The organism is Pseudomonas sp. A-RE-22, assembly GCF_019956035.1.
GTDB lineage: Bacteria > Pseudomonadota > Gammaproteobacteria > Pseudomonadales > Pseudomonadaceae > Aquipseudomonas > Aquipseudomonas brassicacearum.
In genome coordinates this window covers 57,511-81,905 of the sequence record NZ_JAHBCZ010000003.1, presented here as the reverse complement: position 1 = coordinate 81,905, position 24,395 = coordinate 57,511, and the positions used below count along the sequence as shown (strand labels likewise).

19 protein-coding genes are annotated in these 24,395 nt (G+C 62.8%); 6 read left to right on the top strand and 13 right to left on the bottom strand.

Annotation, left to right across the window (positions count from 1 at the left end):
• Window positions 1-3: 3 nt before the first annotated feature.
• From KGA89_RS02015 to KGA89_RS02005, 3 genes are read right to left on the bottom strand one after another with little or no spacing between them, the layout of a single operon-like run.
• Window positions 4-204, bottom strand: coding sequence for a DUF1656 domain-containing protein (locus tag KGA89_RS02015; protein ID WP_003205331.1), 201 nt, complete (start codon window positions 202-204; stop codon window positions 4-6).
• On the bottom strand, window positions 194-2,398 hold the full coding sequence (locus tag KGA89_RS02010) for an FUSC family protein (protein ID WP_223470393.1): 2,205 nt from the start codon (window positions 2,396-2,398) through the stop codon (window positions 194-196). The genes KGA89_RS02015 and KGA89_RS02010 overlap by 11 nt, the downstream gene beginning before the upstream one ends.
• A gap of 14 nt (window positions 2,399-2,412) precedes the next feature.
• Window positions 2,413-3,885, bottom strand: coding sequence for an efflux transporter outer membrane subunit (locus tag KGA89_RS02005; RefSeq protein WP_223470392.1), 1,473 nt, complete (start codon window positions 3,883-3,885; stop codon window positions 2,413-2,415).
• 344 nt (window positions 3,886-4,229) lie between these two features.
• Here KGA89_RS02005 and KGA89_RS02000 point away from each other — a divergent pair, with 344 nt between their 5' ends.
• A complete protein-coding gene (locus KGA89_RS02000; protein ID WP_003205334.1) occupies window positions 4,230-5,198 on the top strand; it encodes a LysR family transcriptional regulator in 969 nt (322 codons plus the stop codon).
• A 27-nt stretch (window positions 5,199-5,225) separates the two neighbouring features.
• Here KGA89_RS02000 and KGA89_RS01995 read toward each other — a convergent pair whose 3' ends face one another.
• Window positions 5,226-5,483 carry a hypothetical protein gene (locus KGA89_RS01995; RefSeq protein WP_223470390.1) on the bottom strand — a complete coding sequence of 86 codons (258 nt, stop codon included), beginning with the start codon at window positions 5,481-5,483 and terminating at the stop codon, window positions 5,226-5,228.
• A gap of 236 nt (window positions 5,484-5,719) precedes the next feature.
• On the opposite strand from KGA89_RS01995, the gene KGA89_RS01990 reads away from it, so the two are divergent.
• The 5 genes from KGA89_RS01990 (at window position 5,720) to KGA89_RS01970 (ending at window position 13,765) form a co-directional block, all read left to right on the top strand.
• Window positions 5,720-6,877 carry an efflux RND transporter periplasmic adaptor subunit gene (locus KGA89_RS01990; RefSeq protein ID WP_223470388.1) on the top strand — a complete coding sequence of 386 codons (1,158 nt, stop codon included), beginning with the start codon at window positions 5,720-5,722 and terminating at the stop codon, window positions 6,875-6,877.
• Window positions 6,874-9,990, top strand: coding sequence for a multidrug efflux RND transporter permease subunit (locus KGA89_RS01985; RefSeq protein WP_223470386.1), 3,117 nt, complete (start codon window positions 6,874-6,876; stop codon window positions 9,988-9,990). Before KGA89_RS01990 ends, KGA89_RS01985 begins: the two co-directional genes overlap by 4 nt.
• A gap of 9 nt (window positions 9,991-9,999) precedes the next feature.
• Window positions 10,000-10,683 carry a heavy metal response regulator transcription factor gene (locus KGA89_RS01980; protein WP_027911423.1) on the top strand — a complete coding sequence of 228 codons (684 nt, stop codon included), beginning with the start codon at window positions 10,000-10,002 and terminating at the stop codon, window positions 10,681-10,683.
• Window positions 10,670-12,037, top strand: coding sequence for a heavy metal sensor histidine kinase (locus tag KGA89_RS01975; RefSeq protein WP_027911424.1), 1,368 nt, complete (start codon window positions 10,670-10,672; stop codon window positions 12,035-12,037). The genes KGA89_RS01980 and KGA89_RS01975 overlap by 14 nt, the downstream gene beginning before the upstream one ends.
• Window positions 12,038-12,268: 231 nt before the next feature.
• Window positions 12,269-13,765 carry a sensor domain-containing diguanylate cyclase gene (locus KGA89_RS01970; RefSeq protein ID WP_027911426.1) on the top strand — a complete coding sequence of 499 codons (1,497 nt, stop codon included), beginning with the start codon at window positions 12,269-12,271 and terminating at the stop codon, window positions 13,763-13,765.
• Between the two features lie 129 nt (window positions 13,766-13,894).
• Here KGA89_RS01970 and lpxC read toward each other — a convergent pair whose 3' ends face one another.
• From lpxC to murD, 9 genes are all read right to left on the bottom strand, one after another.
• The gene (gene lpxC / locus KGA89_RS01965) at window positions 13,895-14,806 is read right to left on the bottom strand and encodes a UDP-3-O-acyl-N-acetylglucosamine deacetylase (protein WP_003178240.1); all 912 of its coding nucleotides are present in this window, start codon (window positions 14,804-14,806) and stop codon (window positions 13,895-13,897) included.
• A 112-nt stretch (window positions 14,807-14,918) separates the two neighbouring features.
• The gene (gene ftsZ / locus KGA89_RS01960; RefSeq protein WP_003205341.1) at window positions 14,919-16,112 is read right to left on the bottom strand and encodes a cell division protein FtsZ; all 1,194 of its coding nucleotides are present in this window, start codon (window positions 16,110-16,112) and stop codon (window positions 14,919-14,921) included.
• 98 nt (window positions 16,113-16,210) lie between these two features.
• Window positions 16,211-17,470 carry a cell division protein FtsA gene (gene ftsA, locus KGA89_RS01955; protein ID WP_003205342.1) on the bottom strand — a complete coding sequence of 420 codons (1,260 nt, stop codon included), beginning with the start codon at window positions 17,468-17,470 and terminating at the stop codon, window positions 16,211-16,213.
• A gap of 15 nt (window positions 17,471-17,485) precedes the next feature.
• Window positions 17,486-18,352 (bottom strand): cell division protein FtsQ/DivIB, encoded by an 867-nt coding sequence (locus tag KGA89_RS01950; protein ID WP_013694173.1) that lies wholly within the window; start codon window positions 18,350-18,352, stop codon window positions 17,486-17,488.
• 3 nt (window positions 18,353-18,355) lie between these two features.
• A complete protein-coding gene (locus tag KGA89_RS01945; protein WP_003205344.1) occupies window positions 18,356-19,321 on the bottom strand; it encodes a D-alanine--D-alanine ligase in 966 nt (321 codons plus the stop codon).
• Window positions 19,318-20,778, bottom strand: a complete 1,461-nt coding sequence (gene murC, locus KGA89_RS01940) for a UDP-N-acetylmuramate--L-alanine ligase (RefSeq protein ID WP_003205345.1) — start codon at window positions 20,776-20,778, stop codon at window positions 19,318-19,320. The genes KGA89_RS01945 and murC overlap by 4 nt, the downstream gene beginning before the upstream one ends.
• On the bottom strand, window positions 20,771-21,841 hold the full coding sequence (gene murG / locus KGA89_RS01935) for an undecaprenyldiphospho-muramoylpentapeptide beta-N-acetylglucosaminyltransferase (RefSeq protein ID WP_223470384.1): 1,071 nt from the start codon (window positions 21,839-21,841) through the stop codon (window positions 20,771-20,773). Before murG ends, murC begins: the two co-directional genes overlap by 8 nt.
• Window positions 21,831-23,048 carry a putative lipid II flippase FtsW gene (gene ftsW, locus KGA89_RS01930; RefSeq protein WP_411740630.1) on the bottom strand — a complete coding sequence of 406 codons (1,218 nt, stop codon included), beginning with the start codon at window positions 23,046-23,048 and terminating at the stop codon, window positions 21,831-21,833. Before ftsW ends, murG begins: the two co-directional genes overlap by 11 nt.
• On the bottom strand, window positions 23,045-24,391 hold the full coding sequence (murD, locus tag KGA89_RS01925; RefSeq protein WP_212799089.1) for a UDP-N-acetylmuramoyl-L-alanine--D-glutamate ligase: 1,347 nt from the start codon (window positions 24,389-24,391) through the stop codon (window positions 23,045-23,047). Before murD ends, ftsW begins: the two co-directional genes overlap by 4 nt.
• Window positions 24,392-24,395 lie beyond the last annotated feature (4 nt).

Genomic DNA, 24,395 nt, shown 5'->3' with positions numbered 1-24,395 from the left:
ATCTCAACGGTAGACCGTCAGCGCCAGCGCGCCGAACAGACAGGTAAACAGACTCAGGCGCAGCAACGCCGGGTGCCAGAAGAAGCGGTACAGGTCCAGCCCCGACAGGAAGCGGTCCAAGGCCCAGGCCAGGCCGGCAGCGATGAAAAACATCAAGGTCATGGTGGGCATGTACACGCCATGGAAGGCGATCTCACGGGGCATGTTCAAGTTCCTGGGGAAGCGGTGTGGCGTGCGGCATGGCATAGCCGGCCAAGGGCGATTGCGGGTCGAGCAACGAGGTGCGGATGAAATGCAGATAGCTTTTCACCCGGCGCAGGGCCGAGGTGTCGAAATGCGGGGCGAAGGGTTCGTCGGTGGCCTGCACGCGGCCGATGGCGTGGTCCACCGCCACCAGGGCACGCTCCAGATTGCTCTGGCTCGGTTGGCGGAACAGCCGCACCAGCGCCCGCCCCATCACCCGAATCGCCTGGCGCCACGGCTGGCTTTCGGCATACGCCGGATGCACCGGCAAAATCGCCTGTTCCTTGCGCAGCTCGATAATCGCGTGGCCGACCTCCAGCACCACGAACATCCAGCGCAGCAAGTCCCGTTGCACCCGAGGCTGCCCCGCTGCCAGCCCGTAGGCCTGGTGCAGCAAGTCGCGGGTACCACTTTCGAAGCTCGATGCCAGGCCCTTGAGCTTGCCACTGATAGCAAACACCACTTGCTCGCGCAAATTCTGTTCGAGCCGGCGCCACAACCAGCGACTGTTGGGCGGCAGAATGATTGCCCCGGCCGCGGCACACACCAGCATGCCGAGGATCATCGCGATGTAATCGTTGATGAAGGCGTAGGGGTTGTAGACCGTCAGGTTGTCCGGCACCGAACCGGTGCTGAAAAAGATCAGCAGCCCCAGCCCGACCCCGGCGTATTTCGGCCGCGAGCTGAGGAACGAACCGAGCATGATCACCGGCGCCAGCATCACGCAGAGCAAAGGGAAGCCGTCGATCAACGGGAAGATGAAGAACATCTCGACAAAGCCGATCAACGCCCCGAACAACGTGCCGCAGGCCATCTGGAAAGCCATGCGCTTGGGGTTCGGCGTCGCGGCCGACAAGCCCACGGTGGCAGCGGCGATCATCGTCATGGTCGCGCCGCTCGGCCAGGCCGTGGCGACCCAGTAACTCCCCAGCACCAACAGGATGAAGGCGGCGCGAACACCCGATGCCGTAGCGGCCAGCCAGTTGGTCTGCGGCACGAACGGTTCGTCCCAGCGCTCACGTTCGTGGCTATGATCGGCCAGGGAGGCGTGGGTCAAGGCATAGCCGTGCAAGTCGTCGACGAATCGATAAAGCAGCTCGTAGGCAGTATGGAAATCCAGTTGCTGCCCATCACTGGGCGCCGTTTCCTGGAACAACGCCCGCAGCCGCCGCACCTGGGCCGGCAGCTCGGCCTTGTACTCGGCCAGCGCCGCCGCCAGACGGGCCGCATCGGCATCGGTCAGGGCGCGGCCACTGAAACCGTCGAGCAGTTCGGCCAACGTTTGCAAGCCCGGCTTGATGGCATTGACCACGTGATCCGCCGCACTGCTGCGCAAGCGCTCCAGCAATTGGTGCAAAGCGTTAAAGCGGGTGGTGATACCCATGAATTCGCTGTTCAAGCGGCTCAGCCGGCCGTTGCGTCGACGCATGTGCGGGTCTTCGAAAACGGTCACGCTGCGCAGGCTTTCCAGGCCCACCGCCTCGGCAATGAAGCCCACGTTGCGCGCTTCGAATGCCTCCCGCTTGCTGCGCCCACGCAGGCCATCGGTAACAAACAGGGCAAATACCCCAAAGCGCTGGTACAAGGCATTGCGCATGGCGGCACTGGCGGTTTGCGGCAGGATCGCGGCGCTGACCAGGGTGGCGCAGAGAATCCCCAGGGAAATCTCCAGCACCCGCCAGACCGCCGCCATGAACGCGCCTTCCGGATGGGCCAGGGCCGGCAGGCCGATCATCGCCGCGGTGTAGCCGGCCAGCACAAAACCATAGGCCCGGAAGTTGCGATAACGCGCCGCCCCTGCCGAACAGAGACCAACCCAGACCGCCAGGCACGCGAGGAACGGCTCGGTGTTCTGGGCAAACAAGGCGATCAGCGCCACCATCACCACCGAGCCGGCCAGGGTGCCGAGGAAGCGGTAGAAACTCTTGGCGAACACCTGCCCGCTCTGGGGCTGCATGACGATGAACACGGTGATCATGGCCGTGCGCGGTTGCGGCAACTCCAGGCGCATCGCCAGCCACAAGGTCAGGAACGCGGCAAACAGGACCTTGAAGATATAGACCCAGGTCACCCCGTCGCTGCGGGCCCAGTCGAAGAAACCCCGGCGCCATTCAAGACGGTACAGCCAGCGTGCGGGGGCAAGTAAAGACGTCACAGGGGAAATATGGCTCACCGTACGTGGCCCAAGTCAGGACTGTCGTTGCCGGCCTCAAGCCCGCCCCCCAACGCCGTCACCAGGTCGGCATGGGCACTCAGGCGCGCCGCCTGCACTTGCTGTTGCACCTGTTGCTGCTTGAACAACAGGCTTTGGGCGTTGAGCACGTTGAGGTAATCGGTAAGCCCACGCTGGAACGCCACCATTGCGATGTCGTAGGTGCGCTGGGCTGCGGCCACCGATTCGGCGGCGAAGGCCTGCTGCTTGTCCATGGATTGGCGGCGGATCAACTGATCGGAAATGCCCTTGAGGGCGTTCACCAGTGTCTGGTTGTAGTGCGCCACGGCGATGTCATAACCCGCCGCCGCCTCGCCCAATTGCGAACGCAAGCGCCCGCCGTCGAAGATCGGCAACGTGATCGCCGGCCCGACGTTGTAGGTGAGCTTCTTGCCCGTCAAGAACTCCAGCGCCCCACCACCGGTGGCCATGTAGCCAAGGCTACCCACCAGGTCGACGTTGGGATAAAACCCGGCCCGGGCCACATCGATGCCCCGGGCCTGGGCCGCCACTTGCCAACGCCCGGCAACCACATCCGGACGTTGGCCGAGCAGTTCGGCGGGCAAGGCCGACGGCAGCTTCAACGGCGCGCCGAGGGCCAGGGTCGGGCGTTGCAGTTGCGTGCCCTCTCCCGGTCCCTTGCCGGCCAGGGCCGCCAACTGATTGCGGCTCAAGGCGATGGCTTCGTCCAGGGCGTCGAGTTGGCGGTGGGTCTCGGGCAGTGGTGCCTGGGCCTGGCTGACTTCGAAATGGGTGCCGATGCCGCCGTCCAGGCGCTTCTGCGCCAGGTCGAGAATCTGCTCTTGTTGGTGGAGGGTCGCGGCGACGATATCGCGCTGGGCGTAGTGCAGCGAAAACTGGATGTAGGCGCGCACGATGTTGCTCTGCAGTTCCAGTTGCGCCTGGCGCGCCTCAGCGACACTGGCATGGGCCAGGTCAACCGCCCGTTCGCTGGCATTGCGCTCGCGGCCCCACAGATCCAGGGCGTAGCTCAAGCCCAGGGCGGCATTGTTGTCCCAGGTCGTGGTGTCGGCCAGTTCGCCCGGGCCATAGAACTGATCGGTGGGCCAGTTATGGCGCTTGAGGGTCGCCTCGCCATTGATCTGCAGCGACTCGGCGGCCTCGGCGACACCGGCCATGGCCTTGGCCTGGCGCACCCGCGCGGCGGCCATGGCCAGGCTCGGGCTGTCCTGCATGGCCAGGTCGACCCAGCGATCCAACTGCCGATCGCCATAAACTTGCCACCACTGGCGAGTAGGCCAGTGGGCGTCGCGAGCCGCCTCGCGGATGGCGGCATCGGTCGCCAGTTGGTCGGCCGGCATTACCTGGCTTTGCGGCCCTATCCCGCCTGTCCCGATGCAACCGCTGATGGTTAATGTCAGAACCCAAACACTGAGAGTCTTCAGCTCTCTGCTGATGCAACGCGGCACTTGCGCAAAATTCCTGAGATGGAGCATGACGACGAGGATGGCTGCCTGTTAACGCAAAACTTGTGAGAGCGAGCCTTTGTGGGAGCCGAGCTTGCTCGCGATGGGGACGACACGGTTTAACAGCAGGACCGCGTCATCGTTCATCGCGAGCAAGCTCGGCTCCCACAAGGGCTCCCACAGGAATCAGTGACCCAGGATTGACGGTAATTCTAGGCATCGCCCTACCCGGCGATAAGCCGATCTTTCTGTGAATCTTTGTTACCGTTAACGCGATAATCCATTAGTCGGGTCCCGCTGCTCTGTAACTTCGTGTCACAATTTGCCACCTCCCAAGAGAGCCCTCCATGGACACCTTGCAAAACATGCGCGCGTTCAGTTGTGTTGCCGAAGCTGGCAGTTTCACCGCCGCCGCCGCGCAACTGGACACCACCACGGCCAACATCTCGCGCGCAGTTTCCAACCTGGAAGCCCATCTGCAAACCCGCCTGCTCAACCGCACCACTCGCCGCATTGCCCTGACCGAGGCGGGTAAACGCTACTTGTTGCGTTGCGAGCAGATCCTGGCTTATGTCGAAGAAGCCGAAGCCGAGGCCAGCGACGCCCATGCGCGACCGGCCGGGCAGTTGAAGGTCCACACGATGACCGGTATCGGCCAACATTTCGTGATCGACGCCATCGCCCGTTACCGCAAGACCCATCCGGATGTGACCTTCGACCTGACCCTGGCCAACCGCGTGCCGGACATCCTCGACGAGGGCTACGACGTCTCAATCGTGCTCGCCAGCGAGTTGCCGGATTCGGGCTTCGTCTCCCAGCGCCTGGGGATCACCTACAGCATCGTCTGCGCATCGCCCGCCTACGTGAAAGCCAGCGGCTGCCCGCAAAAACCCGGCGACCTGCTCAACCACGCCTGCCTGCGCCTGGTCAGCCCGGTCATTCCGCTGGAAAAATGGGTGTTCGACGGCCCGGAAGGCCAGGAGATGGTCACCATCAACAGCTCACCGTTCCTGGTGAATTCGGCCGATGCGATGAAAACCGCGATCACCAGCGGCATGGGCGTGGGGGTATTGCCGGTGTACGCGGCCATCGAAGGCTTGCGCAACGGCACGTTGGTGCGGGTCATGCCCAACTACCGCTCCCAGGAACTGAACCTCTACGCCATCTATCCGTCGCGCCAATACCTGGATGCGAAGATCAAGACCTGGGTCGAGTACCTGCGAGGCTCGTTGCCGGAAATCCTCGCGGCGCACCAGTCTGAGCTGGCGGCTTACGAATTGAGTGGAAGCCTGGCAGGCGCACGGGTCGCGAACTGAAGTCGCCCCCGTGCGTGAAGGATGATGTCAGCGCTTGCCCATCGAACGACGTGTGCCGGGAGGCGCGGCACCCGGGGTCTTGGTATGGCCATTCTTGGCGCCGTTCTTGTACCACGGCTGCTGGCCGGCGCCCTTGGCCGCAGCCAGTTCACCGGGTTTGAACGGGAATTTGAAGGCAGGGATCGCCGCCTTGGTGTCCTCGGCGCTGGAAACATCGCTGTCGGACAAATCGGCCTGTTCGCCGCCGGGAAGTTCATCCGCAGGCGAAAGTGTCGGGGAAGTCATGTAAGGCTCCGGGTCATGCATGCAAGTCGGGCCCGAAGGGCGAGCCGCGAAAGGCGGCAGTATACCTGCCCGATATCACAGCGCGCAGGGCAGTTTCATCTGGCACAACCATTCATCCGACAGCAAGCCAGGACAAAACTGACAAGCCTGTCAGTTAGCCGTCACCTTCCTGACCGGCTCGTAACGCTATATAAGAAAGCTCAAACTCCTGTGTCCCGAACCGGCCCTTCATATCCATGCACACCCAGAAGAAAACCGTCCTGCTCGTCGTGTTGTTGGCCGCCCTGGCCGCCCTCGTCCTCTGGTTTGTGCTCAAGCCCGTGACCGCCAAGCCCAGCGCTCCCGCCGCCGTTCCGGTGCGGGTCGTCAGCGTGGTGCAAAAGGATGTGCCGCGCTTTGCCAGCGGCATCGGTACGGTCCTGTCGTTGCACAGCGTGGTGATCCGGCCGCAGATCGACGGCATTCTCACCCGGCTGCTGGTCAAGGAGGGGCAACTGGTCAAGAAAGGTGACCTGCTGGCGACCATCGACGATCGTTCGATCCGCGCCAGCCTCGACCAGGCCCGGGCCCAGCTCGGCGAGAGCCAGGCGCAGCTGGCGGTGGCCCAGGTCAATCTCAAGCGCTACAAATTGCTGAGCGTCGATGACGGCGTCTCGAAGCAGACCTACGACCAGCAACAGGCGCTGGTCAACCAGCTCAAGGCCACCGCCCAGGGTAACCAGGCGGCCATCGACTCGGCGCAGGTGCAACTGTCCTACACCCAGATCCGCTCCCCGGTGAGCGGTCGCGTCGGCATTCGCAACGTGGATGAAGGCAACTTCCTGCGCACCAGCGACACCGAAGGCCTGTTCACGGTGACCCAGATCGACCCGATCGCCGTGGAGTTCTCCCTGCCCCAGCAAATGCTGCCCACCTTGCAACGCTTGATCGCGGCGCCCGAGCAAGCCTTGGTCAAGGCCTATATCGGTGCCGACGGCGCCACCGGGGAACTGCTCGGCGAGGGGCGCCTGAGCCTCATCGACAACCAGATCAACGCCAACACCGGAACCCTGCGGGCCAAGGCTGAATTCAACAACGCCGCGCAACGGCTGTGGCCCGGGCAACTGGTGACGCTGAAAATCCAGACCGCCCTCGACAAGGACGCCCTGGTGGTGCCTCCCACCGTCGTCCAGCGTGGGCTGGAGCAACACTTCGTGTACCGGATCAAGGGCGACAAGGTCGAGAGCGTGCCGGTGGTCATGGTTTACCAGGACAGCGACATGCACATCATCAAGGGGGTGAACGCTGGCGATCAACTGGTGAGCGACGGTCAGTCACGACTCAAGCCAGGCAGCCACATCCAGGTGCTCAGTGATCCGCCCGCCCTGGCCAAGACCACGGAGCCGCAACCGTGAAGGGCCGCGGCTCGGTTTCGGCGTGGTGTATCGACCACCCCATCGCCACGGTGCTGCTTACGTTTGCCCTGGTACTGCTGGGCGTGATCGCGTTTCCTCGCCTGCCCGTCGCGCCGTTGCCAGAGGCCGAATTCCCGACCATCCAGGTTAACGCGCAGTTGCCTGGGGCCAGTCCCGAAACCATGGCTTCGTCAGTGGCGACGCCGCTGGAAGTGCAATTCAGTGCCATTCCCGGCATCACCCAGATGACCTCCAGCAGTGCCCTGGGCTCGACCAACCTGATCCTGCAATTCAGCCTCGATAAAAGCATCGACACCGCCGCCCAGGAAGTGCAGGCAGCGATCAACACCGCCGCCGGCAAACTGCCCAACGACATGCCGAACCTGCCGACCTGGCGCAAGGTCAATCCCGCCGACAGCCCGGTGTTGATCCTCAGCATCAGCTCCTCCCTGATGCCCGGCACCGAGCTGAGCGACTACGTCGAAACCCTGCTCTCGCGTCAGATCAGCCAGATCGACGGCGTAGGACAAATCTATATCTCCGGCCAACAGCGTCCGGCGATCCGGGTCCAGGCCTCGGCCGACCGGCTCGCCGCCATCGGCCTGACCCTGGCGGACATCCGCCTGGCGCTCCAGCAGGCCAGCCTCAACCTGGCCAAGGGCGCCCTGTACGGCGCTTCGAGCATTTCCACCCTGTCCACCAACGACCAGCTGTTCCAGCCTGAGGAGTACGGTGAGCTGATCGTGTCCTACAAGGACGGCGCACCGGTTCACCTCAAGGACATCGCCAAGGTCGTCAACGGCTCGGAAAACGCCTACGTCCAGGCCTGGTCCGACAGCGAACCAGGGGTCAACCTGGTGATCTTCCGGCAACCGGGAGCGAACATCGTCGAGACCGTCGACCGCATCCAGGCGGCCCTGCCCACCCTGCAAGCCATGTTGCCCGCCGCCGTGCAGGTCAAGGTCCTGATCGATCGCACCCAGACCATCCGCGCCTCGTTGCATGAGGTGGAGATCACCTTGCTGATCGCGGTGCTGCTGGTGGTCGCGGTGATGGCGCTGTTCCTGCGTCAGCTCTCGGCGACCCTGATTGTCTCGGCGGTGCTGGGGGTGTCGCTGACCGCCAGTTTCGCCCTGATGTACGTGATGGGGTTCAGCCTGAACAACCTGACCCTGGTGGCGATCGTCATCTCGGTGGGGTTCGTGGTGGACGATGCGATTGTGGTGGTGGAGAACATCCACCGGCACCTGGAGGCCGGTGACGGCATGCGCGAAGCGGCGATCAAGGGGGCTGGTGAGATCGGCTTCACCGTGGTCTCCATCAGCTTCTCGCTGATAGCCGCGTTCATTCCACTGCTGTTCATGGGCGGCGTGGTCGGGCGACTGTTCAAGGAATTTGCCCTGACCGCCACCTCGACCATTCTGATTTCGGTGGTGGTGTCGCTCACCCTGGCGCCGACCCTGGCCGCGCTGTTCATGCGTGCCCCGGTACATCATGCCCACAGCAAGATGGGATTCGGCGAGCGTCTGCTGGGCTGGTACGAGCACGGCTTGCGTCGGGCCCTGGCCCATCAAAAACTGATGATCGGCGTGTTCGGCCTGACCCTGGCGCTGGCGGTGGTGGGCTACGTGTTCATTCCCAAGGGGTTCTTCCCGGTACAGGACACCGGCCTGGTACTGGGCACCAGCGAAGCCGCCGCCGACGTATCGTTCCCGGACATGGTCGCCAAGCACAAGGCCCTGGCCGACATCGTCGCCGCCGACCCGGCGGTGCAGACCTTCTCCCACTCCGTCGGCGTCTCGGGCAATAACCAGACCATCGCCAACGGCCGCTTCTGGATCGCCCTCAAGCCCCGGGGCGAGCGTGACGTGTCGGCCAGCGGCTTCATCGACCGGATTCGCCCGCAATTGCTGAAAATTCCCGGCGTGGTGCTGTACCTCAGGGCCGGGCAGGACATCAACCTCAGCTCCGGCCCCAGTCGCGCCCAATATCAATACGTGCTCAAGAGCAACGACGGGCCGAGCCTCAACGCCTGGACGCAAAAACTCACCGACAAGCTGCGTGGCAACCCGGCGTTCCGTGACATCTCCAACGACCTGCAACTGGGTGGCAGCATCACCCACATCAACATCGACCGCAGCGCGGCGGCGCGCTTCGGCCTCACCGCCACCGATGTCGACCAAGCCCTGTACGACGCCTTCGGCCAACGGCAGATCAATGAATTCCAGACCGAGACCAACCAGTACAACGTGATCCTGGAGCTCGACACCCAGCAACGCGGCAAGGCAGAAAGCCTGGCGTATTTCTACCTGCGTTCGCCACTGAGTGGGGAAATGGTACCGCTCTCGGCCCTGGCCCGCTTCGATGCGCCGAGCAACGGCCCGCTGTCGATTGCCCACGATGGCATGTTCCCGGCCGCCAACCTGTCATTCAACCTGGCGCCCGGCGTGGCCCTGGGGGACGCGGTGCGCCTGCTCGACCAGGCGAAGAACGAGATCGGCATGCCCGCCGCCATTACCGGCAACTTCCAGGGCGCGGCCCAGGCCTTCCAGAGCTCCCTGGCCAGCCAGCCATGGCTGATTCTCGCCGCGCTGGTGGCCGTGTACATCATCCTCGGCGTGCTCTACGAGAGTTTCGTGCACCCGTTGACGATCATCTCTACCCTGCCCTCGGCCGGCCTCGGTGCGCTGATCATGCTCTGGCTTCTGGGCCAGGACTTTTCGATCATGGCGCTGATCGGGCTGGTGCTGCTGATCGGGATCGTCAAGAAGAACGGCATCCTGATGATCGACTTCGCCCTCGACGCCCAGCGCAACAAAGGCATGGTGCCCCAGGAGGCGATTTTCCAGGCGTGCCTGACACGCTTCCGGCCGATCATGATGACCACCCTGGCCGCCCTGCTCGGCGCCTTGCCGCTGATGCTCGGCTATGGTCCCGGCGCGGAGCTGCGCCAACCCCTGGGCATCGCGGTGGTGGGCGGCCTGCTGGTGAGCCAGGCGCTGACGCTGTTCACCACACCGGTCATATACTTGTGGCTGGAGCGACTGTTCCATCGACCCGCCCATCAGCCAGGGTCGGCGCCGACGGCGGCGCTGGCGAGCACAGACCACTGAGGCAGGGCCATGCGCGTTCTGATTATCGAAGACGAAGAAAAAACCGCGGACTATCTGCACCGCGGCCTGACCGAACAGGGTTACACCGTGGACGTGGCGCCGGACGGCATCGAGGGGCTGCACCTGGCCCTGGAAACCGACTATGCGGTGATCGTGCTCGACGTAATGCTGCCGGGCCTGGACGGCTTCGGCGTACTGCGAGCCCTGCGCGCCCGCAAGCAGACACCGGTGATCATGCTTACCGCCCGGGAACGGGTCGAGGACCGCATCAAGGGCTTGCGCGACGGCGCCGATGACTACCTGGGCAAGCCTTTCTCCTTCCTCGAACTGGTGGCCCGCCTGCAAGCCCTGACTCGTCGCAGCGGCGGCCATGAACCGGTGCAGGTGAGCATCGCCGACCTGTGGATCGACCTGATCAGCCGCAAGGCCACACGGGCCGGCCAGCGCCTGGACCTGACGGCCAAGGAGTTCTCCCTGCTCAGTGTCCTGGCCCGCCGCCAGGGCGAAATCCTCTCGAAAACCGCCATTGCCGAAATGGTCTGGGACATCAACTTCGACAGTGACGCCAACGTGGTGGAAGTGGCGATCAAACGCTTGCGAGCCAAGCTCGATGGGCCGTTCGAACAGAAGTTGCTGCACACCATTCGCGGCATGGGTTATGTGCTGGAGAGTCGCAGCGATGACCGTCCCTGACAGCATCGCCCTGCGCTTGAGCGGCATGTTCACGCTGGTGGCCGCACTGGTGTTCCTGTTGATCGGGGGCGCTTTATACCAGCAGGTCGCCAAGGGCCTGGGCCTGTTGCCCGAAGCCGAGCTCGATGCCCGCTACAGTGTCCTGGAGTCCACCGTTGGCCGCTACGGCACGCCTGAACACTGGGTGAAGATCAACAACAAGCTGCGATTGCTCGGCGAAGAAGACAAACGCATCCATTTCTGGATCGTCAGCGACGATCCGCGCTTTGAATACGGCAATCCCGATGCGCAGATCCGTGCCTTTGCCCAAGGCGCCCTGGGTAAGCGCGACCTGACCTTGCCCCAACGACACTACCCGATGAAAGTGCTGGTGAGCCAATTCCCGGCCAAGGACCAGCGTCCGCCGCTGCGCTTCATGATCGGCATCGATACCGAGACCTTCTACCAGACCCAGCATCGCCTGCTGGTGGCACTGGTGAGCCTGGCGATTGTCGGTGTGTTCCTGGCTTCGTTGCTGGGCTACTGGGTCGCACGCATCGGCCTCAAGCCGCTGATCAAGCTGTCCGATGAAGCCCGGCGCCTGGCCCCGCCCCGCCTGTCCGGGCGCTTGCAGCTGTCGCCCTTGCCGCCGGAGCTGAGTCAGTTCGTCAGTTCCTTCAACGCCACCCTAGACCGGGTCGAACAGGCTTACTCGCGGCTGGAATCGTTCAACGCCGACGTCGCCCATGAATTACGCTCGCCCCTGACCAACCTGATCGGCCAGACCCAGGTAGCACTGACCCGTGGGCGCTCGGCCGAACACTACTTCGAAGTACTGCAATCGAATCTCGAGGAGTTGGAGCGGCTGCGCTCGATCATCAACGACATGCTGTTCCTGGCCAGCGCCGACCAAGGCAGCAAGGCCACCAAACTGACCAGCACCTCCCTGGCCGGCGAAGTGGCCACCACCCTCGACTACCTGGACTTCATTCTCGAAGACGCCCAGGTCCAGGTCCGGGTCAGCGGCGATGCCCAGGCCAACATCGAGATCGCCCACCTGCGGCGGGCGCTGATCAACCTGCTGAGCAATGCCGTACAGCACACCGCCCCCGGGCAAGTGATCGACGTGCGCATCGAAGCCCTTGGCGACCAGATCACCCTCGCGGTCACCAACCCCGGCGAACCGATTGCCGGCGAGCACCTGCCGCGCCTGTTCGAACGCTTCTATCGCGTCGATGCCTCGCGCAGCAACAGTGGCGCCAACCATGGGCTGGGGCTGGCCATCGTCAAGGCCATCGCGCTGATGCATGGTGGCGATGTATTTGTGCTCAGCGACCAGGGCGCCAACACGTTCGGGATCCGCTTGCCAGCCTGAGGCAGCCACAAGGTTCGATCTTTTCCAGCATTGAATGCTGGGCGAAAGCCAACTCGATCAAAATCAACAGATAGCAGCCTTCGGCAGCTCCTACCCGGTTATTGCGCAAACACTGATTGCCCGCCCTCACCGATCCAAGCACAATCAGCAAAAGGCCAGCATCTGGTTCATTGCCGGTTTGCAATCCTTTGGGACGGATCCCAGCCACATCACAATGCAGACATCGGACCCATGAGCGCGCGCAGTGCGACACCCGGCAACACCCCGTCTTCGATACGTTCAGAACGGGTACTCGTACTGGCCAGTTCGCTGGTTGTCATTGCCATCCTGAGCATCGTGACTTTCCTGCTGATTCGCGAACATGCCGCCGCACAACAGGCAGCAACACGTGCGGCGAACAATATCGTGCAACTGATTGACGCCGATGTGCTGCGTAACGTGGAGCTCTACGATCTGTCGCTGCAAGGTTTGGTCAAGGCCGCCAAACGCGAAGACCTGAAAGACGTTTCGCCAGCGATCCGCCATCTGGCGCTATTCGACCGCGCCACCGCCGCCCCCTATAAAGGCGACATCCTGCTGCTGGACAAACGCGGCGATGTGATCGCTGACTCCGCCTCGATCACGCCGCGCATAGGCAACTATGCCGATCGGGAGTATTTCCAGTCCCATATCCAAGATCCGAACCCGGGCATGATGATCAGCCGCCCGTTCCACTCCAGAAGTCATGGGCAGGAATGGCGCATCAGTTTCAGCTATCGATTGAGCGACGAACGGGGTGAGTTCATGGGCGTGGCCGAGGCCGCGATGCGCCTGAGCTACTTCAACCAATTGTTCAAGAGTCTGAACATCGGTCATGGGGGGACGGTCAATCTGGTCAGCCGCGACGGTATCCTCCTGGCACAAGAGCCCCCCTTGGCCGAAGACCTGACAGGCAAGGACTTCAGTCACCGACCGAATTTCATGCGAATCCTGCGCGAAGGCAATGGGAGTTTCACCAGCATTTCCGGCCAGGATCAAAAGCCGCGCCTGTACACTTTTTCCCAGGTGGGCAACTTGCCATTGATCGTCGTGGTGGCGCTCTCCTCTCAAGAGGTGTTCGCGTCATGGCAACGCACGGCATTGCTGGTCAGTGGCGCCACTGGCGCACTGTGCATCGGTTTGCTCTGGCTCACCTGGCTGCTGCGCCGCGAATTGCGACGCCGCTACAGAGCTGAACGGGAATTGGCCCAACTGGCATCCGTCGACCCCCTTACAGGACTGGCCAACCGACGAACACTGGACGAGACGTTGCAACAGGAATGGCTGCGTGCCCAGCGTTCGGGCCAACCGTTGTCTGTGCTGATGATCGATGCCGATCACTTCAAGGCATTCAACGACCGTCATGGCCATCAACGGGGTGACGAGGCCTTGCGAACCTTGGCGCAGTTGATCAGCAAGCATGTCCGTCGCCCCGCCGACCTGGCAGCGCGCTACGGTGGTGAAGAGTTCTCGGTTGTGCTGCCCGAGACCACCACCGCTGGCGCGTTCACCATGGCCCAGAACATTCGCGAAGCAGTTGAACAGTTGCTGCCTGTGGCCGAGGGGGAAGCGCCGATGACGGTCAGTATCGGCATCGCCACTTGGGTAAACGGGCCGTATGGCGAGCTCCAACAACTTTTGTTCGCGGCGGACAAGGCGCTGTACCAGGCCAAGGCCAGTGGGCGAAATCGTGTGGTTTGTGCGATGTGACGCTTTCCCTGTGGCTGTTCACTTAGTGTGTATATCCGTTGCTGCGGTAACGGATATAAACACCAAGAAAGCGCCCATAAAAAAAGGCCACCCAAAGGCAGCCTTCAAAAACTAGAGAGGTTTTTTTGCCTACACGGCCGCAACAGGGCGCATGTAGGAGATTGGTGCGGTGCTGGCGTCTTCGAACGTCACGACTTCCCAAGCATCTTTCTGCTCAATCAACTTGCGCAGCAGCTGGTTGTTCAGTGCATGGCCGGACTTGAAGCCCTTGAACTCACCAATCAGGCTATTGCCCAGCAGGTAGAGGTCGCCGATTGCATCGAGAATCTTGTGTTTGACGAATTCGTCTTCATAGCGAAGGCCGTCTTCGTTCAATACACCATCGGAATCGACCACGATCGCGTTTTCAACACTGCCGCCGAGTGCGAGGTTGTGCTTGCGCAGGTACTCGATATCACTCATGAAACCAAAGGTACGGGCGCGGCTGACTTCTTTTACGAACGAAGTGCTGGAAAAATCCACGCTTGCACTCTGGGTGCGGTCACGGAAAACCGGGTGATCGAAATCGATCTCGAAGCTCACCTTGAAACCTTCGAAAGGGACGAAAGTGGCACGCTTGTCGCCGTCTTCCACTGTCACTTCCCGCAGGATGCGGATGAACTTCTTGGCGGCATCCTGCTCTTCCAGGCCAGCCGATTGAATCAGGAATACGAAGGGTCCGGCACTGCCATCCATGATCGGGACTTCGGACGCGGAGAGCTCGACGTAGGCGTTATCGATGCCCAGGCCAGCCATGGCCGAGAGCAAATGCTCCACCGTATCCACTTTGGTGTCACCGTTGACCAGAGTGGTCGACATAGTGGTTTCACCAACGTTTTCCGCGCGAGCAGGAATCTGCACCACAGGGTCGAGGTCGGCACGACAAAACACAATGCCGGTATCGATAGGCGCGGGCTTGAGGGTCAGGTAGACCTTCTCGCCGGAGTGCAAGCCGACACCTGTGGCACGGATAATATTCTTCAGGGTGCGTTGTTTAATCATGGCATGGGCCGCTTCAGCGCAAATTGCGAACTGGTATCAACAAAGGCTGGCGATGATAGCAGACCAGACCTTTGCTGAACACCAATCACCCGTATCCCCCTGATACATTTCATCAATCGGCCTGACGACGCAGGAAAGCCGGGATGTCCAGGTAATCCAGATCGTCTTGCGGATTCATCTTCGCGGCAGTCGCTGTACCGGCCTGGGCCTGGTTTCGCATGACGGTCGGACGGTCCAGGTCACGGTAGTTCACCGCAGGCGCTTCCTGACGCGAAGCCACTTGTTGTTGCGGTTGCGAAGCCATGGAGGTGTGAACGGTGTTGTCGATGACCTTCACAGGCTTCTCGATTTTCGCGCCCAGACCGGTGGCAACCACGGTAACGTGCAACTCGTCGCGCATGTCCGGATCGATAACGGTACCGACCTTGACCATCGCGTGCTCGGAAGCGAAGGCTTCGATGATGCTACCCACGTCGGAGTACTCACCCAGGGACAAGTCAGGACCGGCGGTGATGTTCACCAGGATGCCGCGTGCACCTTGCAGGTTCACGTCTTCGAGCAACGGGTTGCGGATGGCCGCTTCGGTGGCCTCGCGTGCACGGTTCGGACCGCTGGCGCAGCCAGTGCCCATCATCGCCATGCCCATTTCGCTCATGACAGTCCGTACGTCGGCAAAGTCGACGTTGATCATGCCTGGACGCTTGATGATGTCGGAGATACCGCGAACGGCCCCGGCCAGTACGTCGTCAGCCTTGGCGAAAGCCGACAGCAGGCTTGCGTCTTTACCCAGGATGGTCAGCAGCTTCTCGTTGGGAATGGTGATCAACGAGTCGACGCTTTCAGACAGCAGACGGATACCTTCGTCGGCGATCTGCATACGCTTGCGGCCTTCGAAAGGGAACGGACGAGTCACCACCGCAACGGTGAGGATCCCCATTTCCTTGGCCACTTCGGCGATGATCGGCGCCGCACCAGTACCGGTGCCGCCGCCCATGCCCGTGGTGATGAACACCATGTTGGTGCCTTGCAGGACTTCAGCGATGCGCTCACGGTCTTCGAGAGCGGCCTGACGACCGACTTCCGGGTTGGCGCCGGCGCCCAGGCCTTTGGTCACGCCAGTGCCCAATTGCAGGATGGTCCGCGCGCCGATGGATTTCAGTGCCTGGGCATCAGTGTTGGCGCAGATGAATTCAACGCCTTCAATGTTGCTCTTGACCATGTGGTTGACAGCGTTGCCGCCGCCACCGCCGACACCGATTACTTTGATAACCGGGCTAGCGGGGATGTTGTCTACGAGTTCGAACATTTTCCCTCTCCTTTCATTCTCTAGTTTTTTCGCCTACTGCGTTTGCTGCGTCTTCCAGCGCCAAGCCTGAAACCTGCCGCGTGAAGCTTTGAAACTGTTTAAAAGTTGCCTTTGACCCAAGCCTGGAGCCGCTCGAACAGCGGAGCCTTCGGCTCGTCGCTGCTGTAGCTGTCGCGGCTGCCGATGCCTGAGAACGAAATCCCGTCGGACTGCTTCTGCAGGCCGTACATCAACAGACCCACGCCGGTGGAATAGATCGGGTTGCGGACCACGTCATCCAGGCCCTTGACGCCATGGGGCACGCCCAGGCGCACCGGCATGTGGAAAATCTCTTCGGCCAGCTCGACCGCGCCTTCCATCTTCGACGTACCGCCGGTCAGCACGATGCCGGCCGGGATCAGGTCTTCGTAGCCACTGCGACGCAGTTCGGCCTGGATCAGCGTGAACAGCTCGTCGTAACGCGGCTCGACCACCTCGGCCAGGGCCTGGCGCGACAGCTCGCGCGGTGGACGGTCGCCAACGCTTGGCACCTTGATGGTTTCGCCAGCACCGGCCAGCTTCGCCAGGGCACAGGCGTAACGGATCTTGATTTCCTCGGCGTACTGGGTCGGGGTGCGCAACGCCATGGCGATGTCGTTGGTCACCTGGTCACCGGCAATCGGGATTACCGCCGTATGGCGAATGGCGCCTTCGGTGAAGATCGCGATGTCGGTGGTGCCGCCGCCGATGTCCACCAGGCACACGCCCAGCTCTTTCTCATCGTCGGTCAGCACCGAGTAGGCCGAAGCCAGTTGCTCGAGGATGATGTCGTCGATTTCCAGGCCGCACCGGCGCACGCATTTCTCGATATTCTGCGCAGCGTTCACCGCACAGGTCACCACGTGGACCTTGGCTTCCAGGCGCACGCCGGACATGCCCAGGGGCTCACGCACGCCTTCCTGGTTATCGATCACGTAATCCTGCGGCAGGGTGTGCAGCACACGCTGGTCCGCCGGGATCGCCACGGCCTGGGCCGCGTCGAGCACGCGCTCAAGGTCGGCGGAGCTGACTTCGCGATCACGAATGGCCACGATGCCGTGGGAGTTCAGGCTGCGGATGTGATTGCCCGCCACGCCGACGAACGCCGAGTGGATCCGGCAACCGGCCATCAGCTGCGCCTCTTCGATGGCGCGCTGGATCGATTGCACGGTGGACTCGATGTTCACCACCACGCCTTTTTTCAAGCCACGGGACGGGTGTGTACCGATCCCGACGATGACCAGCGTGCCGTCGTCCGCGACTTCGCCTACCAGCGCCACCACCTTGGAAGTGCCGATATCGAGACCGACGATCATTTTCCCGCTTTGCACGTTTGCCATGGGTCCTGCCTCTTCTTAATTCTTCGCGACGGCGGGTACGGCCGTCGTGGGCGCTACAGGTTCCCGCCAGCCAACAGCCAGGCCGTTGGCGTAGCGCAGATCGATGCGCGCAATGTTCGTAATCTGTTCTTTAAGCGTCTTGTCATAGATGGCGATGAAGCGGCGCATCTTTTCCACCAGGTTGCCGCGACCGAGCAACAGCTCGATGCCCGGCCCCGAGCTACCCGCGCCAGTGGTCAGGAACCAACTGCCGCGCTCGCGCAATTCCAGGCGCGCGATGGAGAAGCCCAATGGCCGCAACATCTGGCTCAACACCTGGTATTGCTGCATCACTTGCTGCTGGGCCCGCTGTGGGCCGAACAGTTGTGGCAAATGTTCATAGTTGGCCAGTTCCCGCGGCGTAAACGCCTGGCCCTGGTTGTTCAACAACGACTCGTCGCCCCAACGGGCCACCGGCAATTGCTCTTCCAGGCGGATCGACACCTGGTCAGGCCACACCCGGCGGACTTCGGCGTGGGCGATCCAAGGCATCTGCTCCAGTTCCTTGCGCATGCCCGCCAGGTCGATGGTGAAGAAACTCGACGCGACGAACGGAGCGATCCGCTGCTGCACGGCCTGCTGGCTGATGTAGCTCAGGTCGCCCTGGACGTTGATCCGGGCGATCGGCCGGTCGGCATAAGGCAGCAACCGTTGCGCGCCTTCATACGTACCGAACCCCAACGCCACCAGCAGCACCGGCCAGAACAGGCTCTTGAGAAAGCCAAAATTGGCTTTCGGCAAGCGCGCCGACATCGGCTCTTTGGCCACCATTCGGCTGGCACCCCGCGGCACCGGCTTGCGACCGGGTGCGGATGGCTGATGACGAAGCGATGCGCCTTGCATGGCTTAACCTCTTGGCTCTTGATGGCCGACACTGGCGGCCAGGATCGACACCACCAGTTGCTGGAAATCCAGACCGGCGGCGCGCGCCGCCATTGGCACCAGGCTGTGGTCGGTCATGCCAGGCGCGGTGTTGACTTCCAGGAACCAGAACTGCCCATCGGCGTCCTGCATCACGTCTGCCCTGCCCCAACCGGCGATACCCAGCGCCTCACAGGCCTTTGCCGTGAGGTCCATCAGTTCTTTTTCCTTGGCGGCGTCCAGCCCGCAGGGAATGCGGTACTGGGTATCGTTGGCGACGTACTTGGCGTCGTAGTCATAGAACGTGTGGGGCGTGCCCAACGCAATCGGAGGCAATACCTGGTCACGCAGGGTGGCGATGGTGAACTCGGGACCGGTGATCCATTGTTCGACCAACACTTGCGAATCGTAGGAACTGGCGTCTTTCCATGCCGCGGTCAACTCAGGCAGCGAATTCACTTTCGCCATGCCGATACTTGAACCTTCATGGGCCGGTTTGACGATCAAAGGGAAGCCCAGTTCCGTGGCCGCCGAAATACAATCGGCCTCGGATGCCAGCACGGCGTGACGCGGCGTCGGAATGCCGAGACTGTGCCAGACCTGCTTGGTGCGCAGCTTGTCCATCGCCAGGGCGGAAGCCAGGATGCCGCTGCCGGTGTAGGGAATGCCCAGGCATTCGAGCAGACCTTGCATGCTGCCGTCTTCACCACCGCGACCATGAAGGATGATGAATGCGCGGTCGATCTTTTCGCTCAGCAGGCGCTGCAGGAAGTCGTCGCCCACGTCGATGCCGAATGCGTCGACACCGGCGCTTTGCAGGGCTTGCAGCACGGCATTGCCGGACTTGAGGGACACCTCGCGCTCGGCGCTCTTGCCGCCGAACAGCACGGCAACGCGGCCGAAGGCTTTCGGATCAAGGGTCGAGACCAGGTTGGCGTAGGCAGCAGTCATTTCAGTTTCCCCTCGCTGGAAGCCACGATTGCCCCGGCGAATAACGGACTGTTCAACAGTTTCGGAGCCAGGCCCCCAATGTCACCGGCACCCTGGCACAGCAGGATGTCGCCGGCGCGCAGCAGCGGCTTGACCAGCGGCGCGAGGTCCACGCCGCGTTCGATGTAGATCGGGTCCAGCTGGCCGCGCTGGCGAATGCTGTGGCACAGCTGGCGGCTGTCGGCCCCCGGGATCGGCTCTTCACCGGCCGGGTAGACTTCCATCAACAGCAGCACGTTGGCGTCGGCCAGCACTTGGACGAAGTCGTCGTACAGGTCGCGGGTGCGGCTGTAGCGGTGCGGCTGGTAGACCATCACCAGGCGCCGCTCCGGCCAGCCGCCGCGCACGGCCTTGATCACCGCCGCGACTTCGGTCGGGTGGTGGCCGTAGTCGTCCACCAGCATCACGTTGCCGCCGTCCACCGGCAGTTCACCGTAGACCTGGAAACGTCGGCCCACGCCCTGGAACCCGGACAGGCCCTGAACGATGGCTTCATCGCTGACGCCTTCGTCGGTGGCGATGCAAATGGTGGCCAAGGCGTTGAGCACGTTGTGGTTGCCGGGCATGTTCACCGACACATCCAATGGCTCGCGATCAGGGCGCAGCACGGTGAAGAACGTCTGCATGCCTTGCTGGCGCACGTTGATTGCGCGCACGTCGGCTTCTTCGCCGAAACCGTAGGTCATGGTCGGACGTTTGATCAGCGGCAGGATTTCGCGCACCACCGGGTCGTCCAGGCACACCACCGCCAAACCGTAGAACGGCAGGTTGTGCAGGAACTCGACGAAGGTTTTCTTCAGTTTGTTGAAGTCGCCGTCGTAGGTCGCCATGTGGTCGGCGTCGATGTTGGTGACCACGGCCACCAGCGGTTGCAGGTGCAGGAAACTCGCATCGCTCTCGTCGGCTTCGGCGATCAGGTAGCGGCTGGTGCCCAGTTGGGCATTGGTGCCCGCGGCGTTCAGGCGACCGCCGATCACGAAAGTCGGGTCCAGGCCACCGGCCGCGAACACCGAGGCGATCAGGCTGGTGGTGGTGGTCTTGCCGTGGGTACCGGCGACGGCGATGCCGTGGCGATAGCGCATCAGCTCGGCCAGCATCTCGGCCCGCGGTACCACGGGGATACGGCGCTCCAGGGCGGTGGCGACTTCCGGGTTGGAGGTGTTCACGGCACTGGAAACCACCAGCACGTCGGCATTGGCGGCGTTCTCGGCACGGTGGCCGATAAAGATCTGCGCGCCGAAGGATTCCAGGCGCTCGGTGACCGGGGAGGCCTTCAGGTCGGAACCCGAGACCTGGTAACCCAGGTTCAGCAGCACCTCGGCGATCCCGCACATGCCCACGCCGCCGATACCGACGAAGTGGATGCGGCGGATACGGCGCATTTCCGGTTGCGGCATGGCTTTGCGATTCTCAACCATGGGCCACCTCCAGGCAGGTATCGACCACTTGGGTCGTGGCATCGGGTTTGGCCAGGCGGCGGGCGGCGCGGGCCATGTCTTCAAGTCGTTGCGGCTGCATCAAAACCTCTGTCAGGCGGGCGGCAAGATCCGCGGCGCCAGTCGTTCTTTGCGGCATCAGGAAGGCAGCGCCTTCACGGGCCAAATAATCGGCATTACGGGTCTGGTGATCGTCGATGGCGTGGGGCAAAGGCACCAGCATCGAAGGCAGACCGGCGGCAGCCAGTTCACTGATAGTCAGCGCGCCTGCGCGGCAGACCACCAGGTCGGCCCAGCCATAGGCTTGGGCCATGTCTTTGATGAAAGGCTGCACTTGCGCCTCGACACCCGCGGCGCAGTAGCGCTCGGCGGTCACTTCATCGTGGTTTTTGCCGGCCTGGTGAAACACTTCCGGGCGCAGTTCGGGGGCGACCTGCGACAGGGCTTCGGGCAGCAATTTGTTCAACGGTTCGGCCCCCAGGCTTCCGCCCAGGACCAGCAAACGCGCCTTGCGTCCGGCCAAGGCCGGGCGCGGTGTATCGAAAAACAGCTCGGTACGCACCGGATTTCCGGTGGTGCGGCGGCTGCCCGACAGGGTAAAGGTGTCGGGAAAGGCTTCACAGACCCGGGCGGCCAACGGCACCAGTAACCGATTGGCGGTACCGGCCACGGCGTTTTGTTCGTGAACGATCACCGGTACACCGGCCAATTTCGCCGCTACACCGCCGGGACCGGTCACATAACCGCCAAACCCCACCACGCACACCGGCCGCAACCGACGGATGATCGCCCGCGCCTGCCAGACCGACTTGAGCAGCATCAGCGGCGCCTTGAGCAACGACAACTTGCCCTTGCCCCGCAGGCCGCTGGCGTCGATCCGGTGCAGCTCAAGGCCAGCAGCTGGCACCAGTTCGTTCTCTATGCCCCGTGGCGTGCCTAGCCAGTGCACGGTGTATCCGCGCGCCTGGAACTCCCGGGCACAGGCCAGCGCCGGGAATACGTGCCCGCCGGTACCGCCCGCCATGATCAGCACGTTAGCGCCCATGAGTCGGCTCCTCGGCGAAGTCGCTCTCTTGAAACTCCATCTCTTCGCTGCCCAGGTGGGTTCGACTCTCCCATTCGATGCGCAGCAACAGGCCGAGACAGGCACAGCAGATCACCAGGGAACTGCCGCCATAACTGAGGAACGGCAGCGTCAGGCCCTTGGTCGGCAACAGGCCGACGTTCACGCCGATGTTGATCAGGAACTGGCCGATCCACAGGAACGACAAGCCATACGCCACGTAAGCGGCAAAAAACTGCTTGGCTTTCTCGGCCCACAAGCCGATGTACATGCCGCGCACGCAGACGAACACGAACAAGGCAACGGTGCACAGGGAGCCGACCACGCCCAGCTCTTCGGCCAATACCGAGAACACGAAGTCGGTGTGGGCTTCCGGCAGGTAGAACTGCTTCTGCACGCTGTTGCCCAGGCCTACGCCCAGCCATTCGCCGCGACCGAAGGCGATCAGCGCCTGGGTCAATTGATAGCCGGAACCGAACTGGTCGGCCCACGGGTCGGTGAAAGTGATCAAACGTGCCATCCGATAAGGCTGCGCCTGGACCAACACGGTCACAGCCGCCACTGCCAATGCCACCATCAGGATGAAACGGAACAGCCCGACGCCACCCAGGAACAACATCGCCGCCGCCGCACCCATCATCACCACCGTGGCACCGAAGTCCGGCTCCATCAGCAGCAGGCCCGCCATCGGCAGCAACACGATGAACGGCTTGAAAAAGCCCATCCAGCTCTCGCGCACTTCTTTCTGGCGACGCACCAGGTAACCGGCCAGGAAAATCACCACGAAGACCTTGGCGATTTCCGAAGGCTGCACGTTGAAGAAACTGAAACCGATCCAGCGCATGGAGCCGTTGACCTCGCGGCCAATCCCCGGCAACAGCACCATCACCAACAGGCCGAAGGCACCGAGCAGCATCATCCAGCCCAGGCGCTGCCAGGTGGCGATCGGCACCATCATGGTGACGACGCACGCACCCAAGCCGATCACCAGGTAAACCAAGTGGCGGATCATGTGGTAAAGCGTGTTGCCCGACTGCACCGCGGCCACTTCCGACGACGCGGAGGTGATCATCACCAGGCCAAGGCCCAGCAAGGCCAGGCAACCGGCAAGCATCGGGAAATCCAGGTCGATGCCGCGCCCGGTGATCAGCGGCGACGGGTACGGCTTGATGATGTTCATCAGGCTCATGCCAAGTCCTCCGCGGCCCGGGCGAACAACTGCCCACGCTCTTCATAGTTCTTGAACATGTCGAAACTGGCGCAGGCCGGTGACAACAGCACCGCATCGCCCGGTTGCGCAAGGGCGCGGCACTGTTGCACCGCCTCGTCCAGCGAACCGACCCGAACCAGCGGCACGGCATCGCCGAGGGCCTGGGCGATCAATTCGCGATCGCGGCCCATCAGCACTACGGCACGGCAGTTGGCCGCCACCGGGTCACGCAGGTCCTTGAAGTCGGCGCCCTTGCCGTCGCCGCCGGCGATCAGCACGAGCTTGCCTTCAATGTCCGCGCCCAACCCTTCGATGGCCGCCAGTGCGGCACCGACATTGGTGGCCTTGGAGTCGTTGTACCAGGCCACGCCGTCCAGGTCGCGCACCCACTGGCAGCGGTGCTCAAGGCCGGCGAAGGTGCGCAGGGCCGAGAGCATGGCGTCGAACGGCAGGCCGACCGCATGCCCCAGGGCCAACGCGGCCAGGGCATTGGCCTGGTTGTGGGCGCCACGAATCTTCAGTTCGCGCACCGGCATCAGGTTCTGGAATTCGAAGGCCAGGTATTTCTCGCCATTCTCTTCGCGCAACCCGAAGCCTTTGAAGTCCGGCACGCCCAGGCCGAAGGACCAGCACGGCATGCCCTCGCCCAACAACGGACGAGTCAGGGCGTCCTGGCGGTTGAACACCACTTGCCGGGCACCACGGAAGATCCGGTGCTTGGCCAGGTGATAAGCCGGCAGGCCGCTGTAGCGGTCCATGTGGTCTTCGCTGACGTTGAGCACGGTCGCCACTTCGGCGCCCAGGTGGTCGGTGGTTTCCAGCTGGAAGCTCGACAGCTCCATCACGTACAACTCGACGTCGTCACTGAGCAGGTCCAGTGCCGGGGTACCAAGGTTGCCGCCCACGGCGACGCGCTTGCCGGCCGCCGCGGCCATCTCGCCCACAAGGGTGGTGACGGTGCTCTTGGCATTGGAACCGCTGATGGCGATGATCGGCGCCTTGGCGTTACGCGCGAACAGCTCGATGTCGCCGGACAATTTCACGCCACGGGCAGCGGCCGCCTGCAGGGCCGGAGTCGCCAGGGCCAGGCCGGGGCTCACGTAGAGCTCATCGGCGCGGCACAGGAATTCGACGTCCAGCTCGCCACAACGCACGTCCACCTGCGGATAGTCACGGCGCAGCGTGGCCAGCTCAGGTGGATTTTCCCGCGTATCAGCCACGGCAAACGACACGCCCCGGTTCGCCAGGAAGCGAACCAGGGACATGCCGCTCTTGCCGAGACCGACAACGATGCGGAAGTGGTCAGAAGCGATCAGGGACACTCGT

Excerpts from the sequence above, each read along its gene's own strand:
- KGA89_RS02015 (WP_003205331.1), bottom strand. The coding sequence starts at position 204 with ATGCCCCGTGAGATCGCCTTCCATGGCGTGTACATGCCCACCATGACC.
- KGA89_RS02000 (WP_003205334.1), top strand. The coding sequence starts at position 4,230 with ATGGACACCTTGCAAAACATGCGCGCGTTCAGTTGTGTTGCCGAAGCT.
- KGA89_RS01995 (WP_223470390.1), bottom strand. The coding sequence starts at position 5,483 with ATGACTTCCCCGACACTTTCGCCTGCGGATGAACTTCCCGGCGGCGAA.
- KGA89_RS01990 (WP_223470388.1), top strand. The coding sequence starts at position 5,720 with ATGCACACCCAGAAGAAAACCGTCCTGCTCGTCGTGTTGTTGGCCGCC.
- KGA89_RS01980 (WP_027911423.1), top strand. The coding sequence starts at position 10,000 with ATGCGCGTTCTGATTATCGAAGACGAAGAAAAAACCGCGGACTATCTG.
- KGA89_RS01975 (WP_027911424.1), top strand. The coding sequence starts at position 10,670 with ATGACCGTCCCTGACAGCATCGCCCTGCGCTTGAGCGGCATGTTCACG.
- KGA89_RS01970 (WP_027911426.1), top strand. The coding sequence starts at position 12,269 with ATGAGCGCGCGCAGTGCGACACCCGGCAACACCCCGTCTTCGATACGT.
- lpxC (WP_003178240.1), bottom strand. The coding sequence starts at position 14,806 with ATGATTAAACAACGCACCCTGAAGAATATTATCCGTGCCACAGGTGTC.
- ftsZ (WP_003205341.1), bottom strand. The coding sequence starts at position 16,112 with ATGTTCGAACTCGTAGACAACATCCCCGCTAGCCCGGTTATCAAAGTA.
- ftsA (WP_003205342.1), bottom strand. The coding sequence starts at position 17,470 with ATGGCAAACGTGCAAAGCGGGAAAATGATCGTCGGTCTCGATATCGGC.
- KGA89_RS01950 (WP_013694173.1), bottom strand. The coding sequence starts at position 18,352 with ATGCAAGGCGCATCGCTTCGTCATCAGCCATCCGCACCCGGTCGCAAG.
- KGA89_RS01945 (WP_003205344.1), bottom strand. The coding sequence starts at position 19,321 with ATGACTGCTGCCTACGCCAACCTGGTCTCGACCCTTGATCCGAAAGCC.
- murC (WP_003205345.1), bottom strand. The coding sequence starts at position 20,778 with ATGGTTGAGAATCGCAAAGCCATGCCGCAACCGGAAATGCGCCGTATC.
- murG (WP_223470384.1), bottom strand. The coding sequence starts at position 21,841 with ATGGGCGCTAACGTGCTGATCATGGCGGGCGGTACCGGCGGGCACGTA.
- ftsW (WP_411740630.1), bottom strand. The coding sequence starts at position 23,048 with ATGAGCCTGATGAACATCATCAAGCCGTACCCGTCGCCGCTGATCACC.